Origin of the sequence: Flavobacterium sp. JAS, assembly GCF_020991455.1 — a bacterium.
GTDB lineage: Bacteria > Bacteroidota > Bacteroidia > Flavobacteriales > Flavobacteriaceae > Flavobacterium.
The window spans coordinates 13,972-29,955 of record NZ_JAJMOX010000011.1; the positions used below are offsets into that span (position 1 = coordinate 13,972).

Here is a 15,984-nt window from a genome sequence, read left to right on the forward strand (position 1 = left end):
AGATATGCATTGAATTTTGCTAAGAGTCTTTCACGCAGATTTAAAAAGATTTAAGCAGATCTATACAGATTTTAATTATAATAAATCTGCTAAAATCTGCATAATCTGCGTGAAACAAAATCTTTTTAATCTGTACAATCTGTGGCAAAAAAACTTGGCGATTTTGCGTCTGCGAGAAAAAGATTAAGAATAATTTGCTAAAAGAAAGCTTAACTTAATGACATTGGGATTATGTGTTAGTGAATTAAAACTTGCAAGCTGGTTTATGGAGTTTCTATAAAACAAGTCCGCCAGTTCCATAATTGAAACTGGCGGACAAAAAAAATAAAAAATAAACACTGTCTTTGTTAGAACGAATATCTAACCCCCAATTGTCCCTGAAATCTTGACGCTAACTGATCTACAGTATATGGCGTAGATGTTGGTTTTTGGAAAGTATATGTTGGATCACCAGTAGCTACACCTCCTAGGTTTCCTGATTTTGTTAAACCAAGGCTCGCTGTTGAATTGTATGTATTTGGAACAAAGTAACTTCTTCCCCAATCTTTGTTGATTAAGTTTCCAATATTTGCCATGCTGAATGAAATTTGGAATGTACCTACTTTTGTAACTTTAATTTCATCCATTAATTTCAAATCTGCCTGAATATTCCATGGCGTTGTATCACCATTTCTTTCAGTGAAAGTTCCTCTTCTGCTTTTCAAATAATCATTTCCGTTAACGAAAGCTTCATAATCTGCTACTTGTTGTGCTGCTGTAGCCGATGGAACTCCTGCTGAACTTACGCCAATATATTTAGCTGCTTCTGCTGCATCTTTAAAGACATAAGCCAATCCTGCCGCTTGCCCAGTTCCTGCAATTGTTGAGTTTACAAATCCCCATGAGAACGGATTTCCTGATTGTGCATTAAAATATACATTAGCAGAGAAAGTATTGTTATCAGCTAATTTTACAGCATATCCAACATTAGAAACGATTCTGTGTTTGATATTAAAGTTTGAAGTTGCCAATTGCGGATCATTTGGTGTCAATGATTGGTTCATTTGGAAGTTACTTTCCATAGAGTTACGAATTCCGTTTGTAACGTCACGAGAATCTCCATAAGTATAAGCAACCATAAAGTTAAGACCAAAATCGTATGTTTTTGAAACCATCTCCGTAATACTGTATCTGTAACCTTTGCTAGTGTTCGATAACAAGTAAGCATTTGAAAAAGCTGGGTTGATATTTGCCGCATAAATTGGCATTTGGTGATTGGTATCGTAAGAGAAATAAGTTGGATTGTCTAACTTATTAACTTGTTGAAATTCAAGATCACGAATCACTTTTGTGTAAATACCTTCGGTTGTAAATTTGTATCCGTCAATGATTTTATCGATTGCCAATGAGTTTCTTAAAACTGCCGGCATTTTGAATTTATTGTCTACTAAATCTGCCTGAACCTTTGGAGTTGCATCATGATATCCGTTTAATCCGTTTGTTGCCAATGGATCTCCCGCTGCTGCAACCTGAGCCGGAGTTAAGTTGTTTTTGTCATAACTTCCGTAACCTACACCGTCATTATAGTACGCATATCCTAACCATGCAAATGGAATACGTCCTGTAAATACTCCTGATCCGCCTCTTATCACTAATGTTTTATCTTCGTCAACATTATAAGTAAATCCAATTCTTGGAGACACTAATGCAGTGCTGAAGAAGTTGTTATTTATTTGGCTTAATGGAGTATAATTATACGTTGTGCCATAGTTTGGATCTGCTGGAGAATTTTGAACTTGCGGGCTTAATTTTGGTTTGTTTGGCAAGTCTGTATAATCGATTCTTACACCCGGAGTAACTTTCAATTTACTACCAATTCTGATCTCATCCTGTGCATAAACACTATATAAGTTTACTTTGAATTTAGCATATGGATTGTTGAAAATCTCATCTCTTGTAGAACCATCAAAAGGATACGTTCCACGAACACGAGAAGGAAGTTTATTGAAGAAATCATTTAGAGATTTGTATGAAACTCTTCCATTAAGCGAATTTACAAATCCGTAATTGATGTCGTAAAATTCGTTGTGCGTACCAAATAAAAACGTGTGATTTCCTGTTTTATAAGTAAGGTTGTCTGTGATTTCAGCAGTATTTTGTTTCATGTTAAATACTGTTGCTTCACGATCGTTTCCTAAGAAAATAGTTCCTCCGTTATAACCAATCTCTGTTTGGGGAAACATGATATTGCTTGATTTTGGATCACGATAATCTTTAATTGCTGAGTAACTTACAATAAAGGAGTTTGACCATTGGCTGTTGAAATGACTTTTTAATTCTAAAACCGTACTAATAGATTGGTTTTTCTGCGTAAAATCCATGCTTGAAAATCTAAAATTTGCCGCATCACGCTCTAAGTTTGAAGCCTGAGAAATTACCGTATTGTTTCTTAACGAAAGAGAGTGTTTATCATTAATTTTCCAATCTAATTTATTGAAGAATTTTTGACTTTTTGCAAAATTATTGTACGCACCGTTACTTCCTATATCAAATCCGTAGTTTGTTTTTACGAAATTCGAAATCTGATCTGCAGTAGCATTATCAACTAATGAAGTCAGTTTTCCGTTAGAATCTGTTTGTCCTGCATTGTAAAATAATGGATCCGTTCTTTCTGCATATTCCATATTGGTAAAGAAAAAAAGTTTGTCTTTAACAATTGGTAAACCTAATCTGAAACCAACTTGATAATCGCCAAATGAACTTGGCATTTTTGAACCGTCACCGGCATTATTTGGACCTGTAATTGCAGCACTTCTTCCATAACTGTAAATAGATCCTGTCACTTCATTTGTACCACTGCGAGTTACTGCATTCACACTTCCTCCAAGAAAATTTCCTAATTTAATATCGTAAGGAGCAATATAAACCTGAATATCCTGAATTGCATCTAAGCTTATAGAATTTGATCGTGTACTGCTTCCAGGCATACCAGAAGTTCCGGATTGACCACCTAAAGATGGGCTGAAACCAATTGCATCATTGTTTATAGAGCCGTCAATTGTTACGTTATTATATCTGAAATTGGTTCCTGCAAAGGAGTTGTTAGAACTCTGTGGAACTAGTTTTGTAACATCCTGAATTCCTCTGTTGATTAACGGAAGACCATTTACTTGTTTTTCACTAATATTGGTTCCGTTATTTTTTGATGACGGTTTAGAACTTGTAATCACAACTTCTTCCAATACATTGTTGTCTGCTTTGCTAACTACAATTGTTGGTAAATCATTATCGCCAAGTGATAAAAATATTTGTGCATTAGAATAATCTTTGGTTCCGGAACTTTTAATTTCAAGTTCGTAAGGACCTCCGGCATTTAAATTTTCGAAACTAAATCTACCTTGTTTATCAGTTGTAGCTCTGTAAACTGCGTTTGTAGGTAAATGTGTTAATGTAATCTCAGCTTCAGTAAGTGGGCTGGTTCCATCATTAACCTTTGCGGATAACGATGAGGTTGTAATTTGAGCAAAAATGTTTCCCATAACAAGAAGCATAAATGCCGAAAAAAAGAGTTTTAGTTTTGTCATGTTGTTTTTAGTTTTTATTTGACAAAGAAACCCAGTTTGTTTCGATCGGATTTAACGCTTTTGTTAACTTAAAATGATAAAAATATTCATTGTTAACGTAAAATTACGAACGTGTTATTTCTGTTTAAAGTGTTTAGGCCTTTAAAATCAATTGTTTATTCAAAATGCTAAAAATAAGTAGATTAGTCTTGTATTTGAATTAGATTAGAGAAAGATTAGAGTGTTAAATTAACGTTACCGATTGTAAAAATAAGAATTCCGGAATGATACTTTCGAATTGAAAAAATGCATTGTAAAGAAAAAAATCTAATTTTTTTTAGGTTTTCAACTCTTTGTCAAAGTTAGTCTGCGCATTTTTGTCATCCCGAGGAACGAGGGATCTCCGCGAGTAGCTCGACAATCTAAGGAAAATACTGTGTGTTAGTTTCTTGCGGAGATCCCTAGTTCCTCGGGATGACAATGATTGTGGTTATGTTACGTAATTTCTTTTTAACCATTTATCAAGGTTTAAAATTAAAGATACTTGCGCTCTTCGATCCAAATCCTATGTTTCTATTTAGTAAATTATAACCAGCGCATTAATTATTTAAGGAAATACCAAAGAAATCGAAGTTCCTTTTTCTAACTCCGAATCGACTATGACATTAATCGTATGAAGTTTTAATATTTGCATTGTTACGAAAAGCCCTAATCCCTGTCCCTGAATATGGCGTGTATTATCGCTTCTGAAAAAGAGATCAAAAATAGATTCTTTATCATTTTCTGAAATTCCCGGTCCTTTATCTGTAATTTTTACCTGAAGCTTTCCTTCTTTCGAAAAAGCAAAAACGGCAACTTGTTCAGGAGAAGAAAACTTAATGGCGTTGTCGAGAATATTATACAATGCAATAAAAATCATGTGTTTATTGCCATGAATGGAAAGCAAATCTTCATCATCAGAAATAGCATCAAAATTTACCGAAACTTTAGATTCGGGATATTCTATGGCTTTCTTTTCGAGAACATTCCATAAGATTTCGTCGATTCTGACCGTTTCCATTTGCTGAGGCTCGGAAAGTTCCAGTCCTGATAATACTAAAAGACTGTCCAAAGTAGATTTTAAATGTAACGTATCTTTTTTTAGCGATTTTAGAATTTGCTCGTATTGTTCGTTGGTTCTTGGCTGCTGCAACGAAACATCAATATCTCCAATAATAATCGTAAGCGGTGTTTTTAGTTCGTGCGAAGCGTTTTTTAGAAAGTTGTTCTGAATCATGATTCCGCTTTCTAATCTTTCTAAGAGATAGTTGAAAGTGGTAATAAGTTCTTTAATTTCATCTTTTCCGCTTGTTTGAGGCACTTCTAATCTCGAATGAAGATTTTCGGTCGTTATCGTATTTACTTTTGCAATAACACGCTCAAAAGGAAGGAAAGTTTGTTTGGCAAGAAATGTTCCCAAAAGATAATTTATCGGAATTCCGGCGAGATAAAAAAGAATAAACATAATGCCCAAAATCTCCAATTGTCGGTTTCCTGCACGATCAATTCCCGAAACTACAATAATAAAATCTCCCTGATTGTCTTTGTAAAATAAACCTACAAATTGCCTTCCGTTGATTTTAAAATGTAAAATTTTATCTTTTTGGATTAAATCCAAATATTGATCACTCAGCTGAATATCAATATTATCGTGTACGAAAAGCTTTTTGGTTTTGGCATCATAAACCCTTATCGATTCATTATTGATCCGATTGTATTGCAGTTCAATTTGATGGTAACGTTCACTGCTAATTTCTTTGATTTCATCTTTTTCGAAGTAAAAAAGAGCCGTTGTCATCGCATGATCTTCAAGATTATCATAATAAAGATCTTTCATGTGAGTTCTGAACAGTAAGAAAGAGCCCGCCATTACAAGTCCAACCGTAAAAGCAAAGAGCAAACTGGAATTAATCGCCAGTTTGTTTTTAAGATTCATGACTTTTTTGTTTCAGCATATATCCTGTTCCTTTTATGGTATGAATTAATGGCGTAGCGAAGTTTTTGTCGACTTTATTTCGAAGATAATTGATATAAACATCTACAGTATTAGAATTCATGTCAAGATCGAGATTCCAAACCGCTTGAGCAATGGCAATTCGTGATAAAGCAGTTTCTCTGTTTTTCATAAAAAAGATTAGAAGCTTAAGTTCTCTCGATGATAAGTTGAGTTCTTTTCCGTCTCTTGTGGCGCTTTGTTCCTTCATATTAATCTCAATTCCAGCATAAGATTGAAAGTCTAATATTCCGGTACTAAATTCGGCACGACGAAGCTGAGCGTTTATTCTCGCCAGAAGTTCTTCAAACAAAAAAGGTTTTGCCAAATAATCATCGGCACCAGATTGTAATCCTTTTACTTTTTCATGCGGAGTATCTAATGCACTTAAAATAAGTATTGGAACGATTATTTTTCTATTTCGTAAAACTTCGCAAACCTCAAATCCGGTAATATCTGGAAGCATAATATCGAGGATAATAATATCGAAATCATTTTCCATGACTTCATTGATGGCGTCATAACCTTTTGAAACCGTTTTAACCTGATAGAGATTTTCTTCAAGCCCTCTCGAAATAAAAGAAGCGACTCTGGGATCGTCTTCAACTAATAATACTCTATTCATAACCGAATATAATTGGGGTGTGCAATATCATTTAAGTAATACAATAAGCATTAGTATGACTTACTGGATTTACTTTTTTATCGTTTAATTCTAACAAGGTATTTTCGATCATTTGCGACATTGCGTCTAATGCAAGATCGTTGGGCTGCAAACCAAACGGATTTTCTAATTCATCGGCAATTGCTTCAAGAGCTACAAAAGTATAGGCTATAAAAACAATTATAAAAGGTGTAATCCAACCCATTGTTTCAACAAAACCAAAAGACAGTAAAAAGCAATAAATATAAACGGTTCTGTGCAACAATACGCTGTAAGTATAAGGGATTGGTGTACCTGCGATTCGTTCACATCCACCAACAATGTCAGATAGTTTGTTCAGATTTTCTTCGAAAGCAAGTTGGGTAATGCTGTCGATTTTGTTTTCTGATTTGGCATTTTTGACCCAAATTCCTAATTCTCTTAAAATAATTATAGGTTTGAATTTTACTTCTTTAAGCTGATCCGCAAACTCTTTAGGAAGTAATCGATTCAGATCTTGTTCAGAATTGGTTTCTCTAAGCTGATGTTTTAAACTATAGACAAATGCAATAAGTAAGTTGGTGAAGTTTTCTCGTTTGGCTTCATATTCTTTGTCATTAATTAGTGTAATGCTTTGTCGGGCAAGAGATCTGGTGTCGTTTAATAAGGCGCCCCAAAGTTTTCTACCTTCCCAAAAACGATCATAACTCACGTTGTTTCGAAAGCCCAAAAATATAGCCAGCGCAATTCCGAATAAAGTGAAAATGGCAGGATTAATATGTAAATTATATTCAAGAAGATAAGGCTTAAAATAAACAACGAGAAGCGAAAATAAAAGCAATAATAGAAGCCTCGGAAGGAGTTGCGGTAAAACAGAACCTCTCCATTCAAAGAGCATTTTAAACCAGGTATTCTTTTTCTTTATAATCATTTGGAAAAAATGAAATTCGATGTTATAAAAGTAATTAAAAAAGCCGTCAGATTATAGCAATAAGACGGCTTTTGAAATTGAAATATTTTTTCTAGGTAGATAAAGTCAAACCTTTAGCTTTAAAATTACTGTAAAGCATTTGTCTTGCACTACTTATTGTTTCTTCGGTACGGTAAATACTGCACCAGAATTTTACTTGTAATTTGAATTTTCCATCGGCAATAGCGGTATAATAAATCTGGGGAGGCTTAGTATTATTAACTAATTCCATACTTTCCAGAGATTCTAATATTAGCGTATTAATTTCTTCCGGCATAATTTCGCCGCTAACTTCGATGGCAACCTCTACCAGTTTAAAATTGTCGGTGTAAGTCCAATTGGTAATGTTTTGGGACAATAAATTACCATTCGGAATAATAATTTCGGCACCATTTGCTGAATTGATTTTGGTAGTTCGCAACCCCATTGATTTTACACGACCGGAGTCAGAACTTATATTGATAACGTCTCCAATTTGTATCGGTTTATCAAAAATTAAAATAATACCTGAAACGAAATTGTTAACCACGCTTTGCAATCCAAGTCCAACACCGACACCTAAAGCACCTAACAAAATACTTAGTTTGTCTAATGGCATTCCGGATGCGGCAACGGCAAGAAGATATCCAACAATTAATACCACAAGTCTTGTAATGAGTAATTTAGAATGTTGTCTTTTATTGACGTTTTCTTCATTTTCATCGTCAATTTCGCCAAAAAAGTACGCTACATAATTCTGCAATAAATGCGCTACCCAAATAATGATAAAGAACAATACAATGTTTCCTAAAGTAAAAGTGATGCTTCCAATTGTATTTGGATGACTTAATAATGAGGCTAAACCGGCACGCAGCGATTCCCAAATATTTAAGTTAGCTGCGATTACAACAATCCACATATAACTAATTATGATAATGAAAGGTTTTTTGAGTGTGGCAGACAGGCTTTCGTGATCAAAAATCTTTTCGATGTCACGTTTAATTCTGGTGGTATAAATCTGTAAAAGAATAACTTCTAAAACAATTTTCAAAAGCACGCTTAAAGCCACAATTTGCGTTAGCGATATAAAAGCCGTAAGACTTAACATATTGGCCAATGAAACTCTTCCGAAAAGGTTATTCAAAATCGACAGGACATTCAAACCAATAAAAATGATCGTCGCCCATTTAAAAAATCCTTTGATATAAAGCTGTTCTTTTAAAGTTTTAATTTGAACCAAACCATAGCGAATTCCCAAAATGTTGATCACAATAAAAGCACAACGCTGAATAAATCCTACTGCAATAAACAAGTCCAGAAAACATAAAATAAAGAATAAAACTAAAAGATATACCCAGTTTTTCATGGCCACCGCCGACCATTTATTCTTAAAAAGAACCGTAAGAAGCCCCAGAAGCACAAGCTGAATCAATTCTATAAACAATGCCGGAGCATATAAATTACTCACCACAGCAATGTTAAGTCCAATGACAGCAACCGGAATTATAACACCTCGATTTAAATATTTGAAGTTAAATTGAGATAGATTTTCGTCATGACCGTTGCTTTTGAGGTATTTTACATTTCGGGAAATATACCAGCCCAATAATCCCATTAATAAAACCAATGTAATTAAACCACCGGCTCTGTAACTTAAATAATAGGCGGCGACATTCTCTTCGATAATGATCTTGGCTTTGATGTTTTTGCCTACTATTTTTTTAGCTGTCGAATCGTTTTTGCTCCACAAAGTTGGGTAATCTTCTTTAAGCATACCTACTCCAGACTGCTCAAGTTTGCTTTCAACAGTAATTAAAGCATTCGAAACGGCAATTTTTCTTTCGACAGTAAGTCTTTTATTTTTGTTTAAAATACCCTGATTTTTGGTCATTAAACTGTCCGTGCTTAGATATCTGTTTTTAAGATTGGCAAATTCTTTTTTAAACTGCTTGCGACGGATTGTATCCTTAAGAAGTGCCATTAAGGTTTTGTCCTTGCGCAAATCAATTACACGGGTTTTGATTTTTTCCAAAGCCAGATTGCGCGAATTGATACCCTTATTTTGTTCTTCAAGTTCCTGCTCAATTTCCTTCAGCACAATACGATACATTTGCTGATTGCGCACATTAGGATTTGCACCTTTTAAACTCTCCAGAATAAGATCAAGTTTGCTTTGTGTTCTTTTGATATCACCAAATAAATGGTGACTGTTTCCATCAAATTCGGTGTCATTATGAGCGGATTCCAGCACTTCTCCGGCTTTTTCAATCGCCATTAAATAATCACTATCCGTAGCACTTTCCTGAAAAAGACTAGTACGGTTTTCTTTTTTTGGAGGAGCCGTTTGCGAATAGGCGAGTGGTGTGTAAAATAAGACTGCTAATAAGGCAAGTAAACAAATCGAATATCTTTTTTGAGTCATAATTTGAGTCATAAATTTAAGCTTCAAATGTAATTTTTTTTGCAGTATTTATGATGAAGAGTATGATAAAATTTGGTTAAAAGAGAGTTTGTGATTAATCTCGCAAAAGTCGCAGATTCACGAAGCTTATGTACAATATGTCATTTCGACGAAGGAGAAATCCTCGTGAGAAGCTCGACAAAGATTGGATTCTCGTTTTGGATTTACTTTGCATGAATTCACATAGACTAAAGTCTACAAGGAATAATCTTTTTACCCCATTTATCCCGAAGTCTCGGGAGCGGCAAAAAAGACAAAGGGAAGCAAACACAAAACAGAAAAAAATCTGCCTAATCTGCTAAATCTGCGAGCAAAAAAGAGAGAAGTAAAAAGAAAACTTTAAAAATATTATATTCGTACTCTTATACCACCAAAATACAAAAAAAACTACTGCAAAATGGAGAATATTACCATAATTATCATGTTACTATTTGGAGTCGCATTCCTAAGTCTTGTTAGTAAAAAGTACAATTTTCCCATTCCTATAGTGTTGGTACTTTGTGGTGTTGTTATCAGTATTGTTCCCGGACTTCCGGTAATTGCTTTAAGTCCCGAAGTGGTTTTTATTGTCTTTTTACCACCGCTTTTATACCACGCTGCGTGGTACACCAGTTGGTCCGATTTTAAGCAAACCATTCGGCCAATTACACTTGCGGCTGTTGGTTTGGTTTTGTTTACCACAGCTGCCGTTGCTATTGCCGCACATATGTTGATCGATGATATTTCCTGGCCGTTGGCTTTTCTTTTGGGGGCAATTGTTTCGCCGCCTGATGCAGTTTCGGCAACTTCTATTACAAAAGGTTTGGGTTTACACCCGAGATTAATTGCGATTCTCGAAGGCGAAAGTCTGGTGAATGATGCCAGTGGTTTGGTCGCTTACAAATATGCTTTGACCGCAATTACTGCCGGAAATTTTGTGCTTTGGCAAGCAGGATTAAACTTTGTGGTAATGTCTGTATTAGGAATTGCGATTGGTTTAGTTGTTGGATATGTGATGAGTTTTATTCATAAAAGATTTGTTTGCGATGAGGTTATCGAGGCTACTTTAACTTTGCTGACGCCTTTTGCATCTTATTTAATTGCTGAACATTTTGAATGTTCCGGTGTTCTTGCTGTAGTTGCCACAGGACTTTTTCTTTCGGCGAGATCGGGGACTATTTTTACACACGAAAGCCGAATCATGACTGGAACGATTTGGAGTGTTTTAACGAATATTTTAAACGGTTTGATCTTTGTCTTAATCGGATTACAGTTACGACAAATTATTGAAGGAATTGGCGATTATTCGGGTTGGTCGTTGTTTGTTTGGGGCGCTTCGGTAAGTTTAGTCGTGATTTTGGTGCGTTTTTTATGGGTTATTCCGGCAACTTTACTTCCAAGATACATTAGTAAAAAGATCCGTTTGCAGGAAGAATTCGATTTCAGGAACATGATTGTTTTTGGTTGGTCCGGAATGCGTGGCGTAGTATCGATGGCGGCTGCATTGGCGCTTCCGTTAATGATGAATAAAACAGAAGTTTTCCCGCTCCGAAACCTCATCATTTATCTCGTTTTTTGTGTGATACTTTCCACTTTAGTCATTCAGGGATTGACATTACCATGGTTAATTAAAAGACTAAAAATTGAAAAATACTCGATTCTTGCCGAAGAATACGAGATCCGAAACATTATCGTTTCGCAAACCATTACCCATATCGAAGATAATTTTTCCTTACTCAATGACGACTTACTCCACAACATAAAAAGCAAATACGAAGTAAAATTCAATCGGCTTCAAAAAACGGAACTTCCAGCCAATTTCTTTGGAAAAGGTAAATTGATGGGAGGTGAGATTTTCAACGATTTTACTAAACTTCAAATCGATCTTTTGAATGTTGAACGCAACAAATTAGAATCGATGCATAAATCGGGTTCTGTCAATGAAGAGATTTTTAGAAAGATTGAGAAGGAGTTGGATTTGGAGGAGACTAGGTTGTGGATGGAGATGTATGAGGATTAGTTTTATTTTTTTGAAGATTAAATTTTCAATAACATTTGTCTTCATAAATTTCTTGTTAAGCCTAAATTTCTCCCTAGCCCAGACAGAAGCGGCATCCTTTTTCTTGCTCCTTTAGCAAGGAAAAGATATAGCGAATGGCTGGAAATAACTCCAGAAAATTAAATTCCAATCCTAAAACTTCGGAATAACTCCCAAATTCCAAAAAAAAACCTTCTCCCGAAGCTTCGGGACGCTCAGGATGACAATAAGAAGTCTAAAAATCACCTGCAAAACCTCAACTCAAAAAATCTCTAAAAAGGCAACAAAATCTGTAACCTGTATACCAAAACGTATAATAATTATACACTCAAAAACTACTCAAGAAAGCTAAATCGCTAGAATCCAGTAAAAAGTGATTATGGCACGTGGCTTGCAAAATGGGAATAAGTGAAATCCTTTCCGATAATGAAAATAGAATCGGAGGGAAGCATTTTTAAATAAAAGCCCATACATAGCAATCAAAAGTAGTGTCATATGAAAAGTGAAACCTTAACATCAGAACAATTTTATACTTCAAATTCAAATAGCAATAACGAACACGCCTTAAATGGTTCCATTTTTCGTATTAACAATTCCAATTCAGCAGTAAAAAAAGTAAGTGAGCGCACCAAAAGTAAGTTTGGATTATTTGTGTTGGTGAGCACCTTTGCCTTAATGTTTGTTGGAGCATACTCTGTATATTATTTACAATCCGACTTTGATCAGTTTCAGATCGATAGAATGAATTCTTCCTGGGGACTTCCGTTCCTGATAGTGGCAGGATTATTATTTTTCTTTCAAACAGGAGTATTTCTGTATAATTTATACTTGTTTTTTAACTACAAACCAATCGAATCGGTTGCGGATGAAATGTTACCAACTGTTACCGTAATCGTTCCTGCGTACAACGAAGGAAAACTGGTTTGGGATACTTTATTGAGTTTGGCCGAAAGTGATTTTCCAGCACATAAACTTGAAATATTGGCCGTTGACGACGGAAGTAAAGATGATACCTGGTACTGGATGCAACAAGCCAAAATAAAATTGGGAGATCGTTTGACAATTTTTCAGCAACCTGAAAATGCAGGAAAACGTCACGCTCTTCACCGTGGATTCGAACTGGGAATGGGAGAAATTTTTGTAACGGTTGATAGTGATTCAATTGTTAAAAAAGATACTCTACGTAACTTAGTTAGTCCGTTTGTAGTTGACGAAAAATGTGGTGCAGTTGCCGGAAACGTTCATGTATTGAACAGTAAAAAGGCAATCTTGCCAAAAATGCTTAACGTAAGTTTCGTAATGAGTTTTGAATTCATGCGTTCTGCCGAAAGTAAATTAGGTTCGGTTCTTTGTACTCCGGGAGCGGCTGCGGCTTATAGAAAAACTTCGGTTTTTGCTTGTCTGGACGAATGGATCAACCAAACTTTTATGGGACAACCGTCTGATATTGGTGAAGATCGTGCAATGACAAATATGATTTTGAAACAAGGTCAGCATGTATTGTTTCAGAGAAATGCATACGTACTAACAAACGTTCCGGAAGAATATACTGGATTGTACAAAATGTTCATTAGATGGAGCAGAAGTAATGTGCGTGAGAATATTGCAATGGCAAAATATGTTTTTACAGATTTTAGAGAAGGATCTAAATTTGGTGGCAGACTTTTATGGTTCAACCAAGCTTTGAAAATTGTTATGGCGTATCCGTTTATGATCTTTATGTTTGTTTTTATCGCCATGCATCCACTATTATTTTTAAGTTCTACCCTTTTGGGAATCTTAATCGTATCGAGTTTTCCGGTGTTGTTTTATGCTAAAAGATACAATCTTGCCGATTCGCTTTGGGCGTATTCTTATAGTGTTTTTTACACCTTCAGTTTATTCTGGATCACACCCTACGCCATTGTTACCGCGAATAAAAGAGGCTGGTTGACTCGTGGCTTAGTCTAAATAAGATAATTGTAATTAAAAAAATAGAAATTTAATTTGTTTTTTTATGACTCCTGTTCCCCCGAGCAGGAGTTTTTTTATGGAGTGAATTTTTTGTTTGAACCGATTTTTAAACCTGTCAGGTTTGTCGTTGTAAATTATTCTGAAAAAAAAATCAATAATAAAAAAACGTTCATTCATTTATTATTTTATCTTTGTCAAAAATAATCAGTATGAGAGTAAGAGATGTTGACAAAGAAAAATTGGTAATCGAAACGGCAATCGATCAAATTGTGCGTGACGGGTTTCAAGGTTTCAGTATGAACAAGCTGGCGAAGGCCTGTTCGATTTCTGTTGGCACGCTCTACATTTATTACAAAGACAAGGATGATTTGATTCAGAAAATAGGTGCCATTATTGCACTGAAATTTTTTACCAGTACCGTAAAAAATTTTTCGTCCGAAATGTCATTTGAGGAAGGTTTATGGAGACAGTGGGAAAACCGCGCCAACTTTACCATGAAATATCCGAAAGAAGTTGCATTTTTTGAAATCATTAAACATTCGCCTCATTCAGACACTATTCTGGCTTCTATTAAAGAGTTTGCAGAATTTAGAAAGATTATGAATGAGTTTATGGATAACGGACTTCGTAATAAGGAACTGGTCCCGATGACATTTGAAGCTTTCTGGTCTGTCGCTTACGGACCGTTATACACATTGTTGAATATGCATACTGAAGGTAAGAGTATGGGAGGAAAACCGTTTAAGCTTACCAAGGAGATTATGAAAGAGGCTTTTAAGGGTACAATTAAAGGACTAAAACCATGAAAAATTATGGAAACGAATTTGAACAGAATACACATTTTCAAAACAAATATTAAACAAATCAATCCAGATTGCGATATGCACAGAACACTGGATAATCATTCGGACATACAACAATGGAGCATCGATCATGAAGATGTTGATTGCGTGCTTCGCGTCGTATCGGATGTATTGAAACCTGACGCCATTATCGAAATGATCAATGAATTTGGTCACGAGTGCCAGGAATTATCTTAATCAAAAAATAACCAATTTATATGGAAAAAATTTCTGGGGACAGCCCCGCTTTTACTTCTCACCAAAAAATCATTATTGCGATATTAGCGCTTTTGCAATTTACAGTAATACTTGATTTTATGGTTATTTCTCCACTGGGAGATATTTTAATGAAAACCCTGAATATGACAACTGCAAACTTTGGTTTTGCGGTTTCTGCTTACGCTTTTAGTGCCGGAATCTCGGGATTAATGGCGGCGGGTTTTGCTGATAAATTTGACAGAAAAAAACTTTTAATCTTCTTTTATACAGGATTCATTATTGGTACCGTTTTCTGTGCACTTTCAACAAGTTATATGATGTTGTTGATGGCGAGAATCGTTACCGGACTTTTTGGCGGTGTAATCGGTTCTGTTTCTTTGGCAATTGTGACCGATTTATTTGTGATTCACCAAAGAGGACGTGTTATGGGATTCATTCAAATGGCTTTTGCTACAAGTCAAATTTTAGGAATTCCGGTTGGATTGTATTTTGCCAACAATTGGGGATGGCATTCGGCATTTATTATGATTGCCGTTTTGGGAGTTTTAATTCTTATTGCAATTATTACGCAAATGCAGCCCATCACAAAACATTTAGAGGTACAAACAGACAAAAGTCCGTTTTTGCATCTTTGGCATACTTTGAGCAATAAACGTTATCAAGTTGGTTTTGCTTCTATTGCTTTTCTTTCGGTTGGAGGTTTTATGCTACAGCCTTTTGGGAGCGCATTTTTAGTAAATAATATACATATTAGCCAGCTCGAATTGCCAATGGTATTTTTCTTTACCGGACTTTCGGTACTTTTTATAATGCCTTTGGTTGGTAAATTAAGTGATAAAGTAAGCAAGTTCAAATTGTTTGCTGCGGGTTCGATACTTTCTATTATTATGATTTTGATTTATACGAACTTAAATCCAATTCCGCTTTGGGAAATTGTAGTGATTAATATGATTTTGTTTATGGGAATCATGAGTCGTATGATTCCTGCAACAACGCTTAATACTGCTATTCCGGGCTTGGAAGATCGTGGCGCTTATATGTCAATATCTTCTTCTTTACAACAAATTGCCGGCGGAATCGCAGCGGTTTGTGCCGGATTTATTGTGCACCAAAAAACAAAAACTTCACCATTAGAAAACTATGATATTTTAGGATATGTAATTGCGGTAATTACACTTTGTAGCATATTTTTTATCTGGAGAGTAAGCCAGATGGTTAAATCGAAAGATGCTGTTGAAGTAAAAGATATTGTTGAAGTAAAAGAGGCTGTTGAAGTAGAAATAGAAAGTTAAGCGAAGAATATTTCGCTTAAGAATAGAAAAGCTT

10 protein-coding genes are annotated in these 15,984 nt (G+C 35.2%); 5 read left to right on the forward strand and 5 right to left on the reverse strand.

Going from position 1 to position 15,984, the window contains the following annotated elements; translation table 11 throughout:
* Positions 1–347: 347 nt before the first annotated feature.
* The 5 genes from LPB88_RS17000 to LPB88_RS17020 form a co-directional block, all read right to left on the reverse strand.
* Positions 348–3,563, reverse strand: coding sequence for a TonB-dependent receptor (locus LPB88_RS17000; RefSeq protein ID WP_230716836.1), 3,216 nt, complete (start codon positions 3,561–3,563; stop codon positions 348–350).
* A 586-nt stretch (positions 3,564–4,149) separates the two neighbouring features.
* Positions 4,150–5,517, reverse strand: a complete 1,368-nt coding sequence (locus LPB88_RS17005; RefSeq protein WP_230716837.1) for a HAMP domain-containing sensor histidine kinase — start codon at positions 5,515–5,517, stop codon at positions 4,150–4,152.
* Positions 5,507–6,199, reverse strand: a complete 693-nt coding sequence (locus tag LPB88_RS17010; RefSeq protein ID WP_230716838.1) for a response regulator transcription factor — start codon at positions 6,197–6,199, stop codon at positions 5,507–5,509. Before LPB88_RS17010 ends, LPB88_RS17005 begins: the two co-directional genes overlap by 11 nt.
* Before the next feature lie 31 nt (positions 6,200–6,230).
* On the reverse strand, positions 6,231–7,148 hold the full coding sequence (locus tag LPB88_RS17015; RefSeq protein ID WP_230716839.1) for a bestrophin family protein: 918 nt from the start codon (positions 7,146–7,148) through the stop codon (positions 6,231–6,233).
* Between the two features lie 91 nt (positions 7,149–7,239).
* Positions 7,240–9,615, reverse strand: coding sequence for a mechanosensitive ion channel family protein (locus tag LPB88_RS17020; RefSeq protein ID WP_230716840.1), 2,376 nt, complete (start codon positions 9,613–9,615; stop codon positions 7,240–7,242).
* 409 nt (positions 9,616–10,024) lie between these two features.
* Between LPB88_RS17020 and LPB88_RS17025 the strand changes: the two genes are divergently transcribed.
* The 5 genes from LPB88_RS17025 to LPB88_RS17045 all read left to right on the forward strand — a co-directional run bounded on the left by LPB88_RS17025 (position 10,025) and on the right by LPB88_RS17045 (position 15,950).
* On the forward strand, positions 10,025–11,626 hold the full coding sequence (locus tag LPB88_RS17025; RefSeq protein ID WP_230716841.1) for a Na+/H+ antiporter: 1,602 nt from the start codon (positions 10,025–10,027) through the stop codon (positions 11,624–11,626).
* Positions 11,627–12,139: 513 nt separating this feature from the next.
* Positions 12,140–13,594: a glycosyltransferase family 2 protein gene (locus tag LPB88_RS17030; RefSeq protein ID WP_230716842.1), complete on the forward strand. Its 1,455-nt coding sequence runs from the start codon at positions 12,140–12,142 to the stop codon at positions 13,592–13,594.
* Positions 13,595–13,806: 212 nt separating this feature from the next.
* Positions 13,807–14,403, forward strand: coding sequence for a TetR/AcrR family transcriptional regulator (locus tag LPB88_RS17035; protein ID WP_110835621.1), 597 nt, complete (start codon positions 13,807–13,809; stop codon positions 14,401–14,403).
* A 6-nt stretch (positions 14,404–14,409) separates the two neighbouring features.
* Positions 14,410–14,637, forward strand: a complete 228-nt coding sequence (locus LPB88_RS17040; protein WP_230716843.1) for a hypothetical protein — start codon at positions 14,410–14,412, stop codon at positions 14,635–14,637.
* 20 nt (positions 14,638–14,657) lie between these two features.
* Positions 14,658–15,950: an MFS transporter gene (locus LPB88_RS17045; RefSeq protein ID WP_230716844.1), complete on the forward strand. Its 1,293-nt coding sequence runs from the start codon at positions 14,658–14,660 to the stop codon at positions 15,948–15,950.
* Positions 15,951–15,984 lie beyond the last annotated feature (34 nt).

Bases quoted from the DNA above. Each gene is read 5' to 3' on its own strand.
- LPB88_RS17040 (WP_230716843.1), top strand. From the start codon at position 14,410: ATGGAAACGAATTTGAACAGAATACACATTTTCAAAACAAATATTAAA.
- LPB88_RS17025 (WP_230716841.1), top strand. From the start codon at position 10,025: ATGGAGAATATTACCATAATTATCATGTTACTATTTGGAGTCGCATTC.
- LPB88_RS17015 (WP_230716839.1), bottom strand. From the start codon at position 7,148: ATGATTATAAAGAAAAAGAATACCTGGTTTAAAATGCTCTTTGAATGG.
- LPB88_RS17045 (WP_230716844.1), top strand. From the start codon at position 14,658: ATGGAAAAAATTTCTGGGGACAGCCCCGCTTTTACTTCTCACCAAAAA.
- LPB88_RS17035 (WP_110835621.1), top strand. From the start codon at position 13,807: ATGAGAGTAAGAGATGTTGACAAAGAAAAATTGGTAATCGAAACGGCA.
- LPB88_RS17005 (WP_230716837.1), bottom strand. From the start codon at position 5,517: ATGAATCTTAAAAACAAACTGGCGATTAATTCCAGTTTGCTCTTTGCT.
- LPB88_RS17010 (WP_230716838.1), bottom strand. From the start codon at position 6,199: ATGAATAGAGTATTATTAGTTGAAGACGATCCCAGAGTCGCTTCTTTT.
- LPB88_RS17030 (WP_230716842.1), top strand. From the start codon at position 12,140: ATGAAAAGTGAAACCTTAACATCAGAACAATTTTATACTTCAAATTCA.
- LPB88_RS17000 (WP_230716836.1), bottom strand. From the start codon at position 3,563: ATGACAAAACTAAAACTCTTTTTTTCGGCATTTATGCTTCTTGTTATG.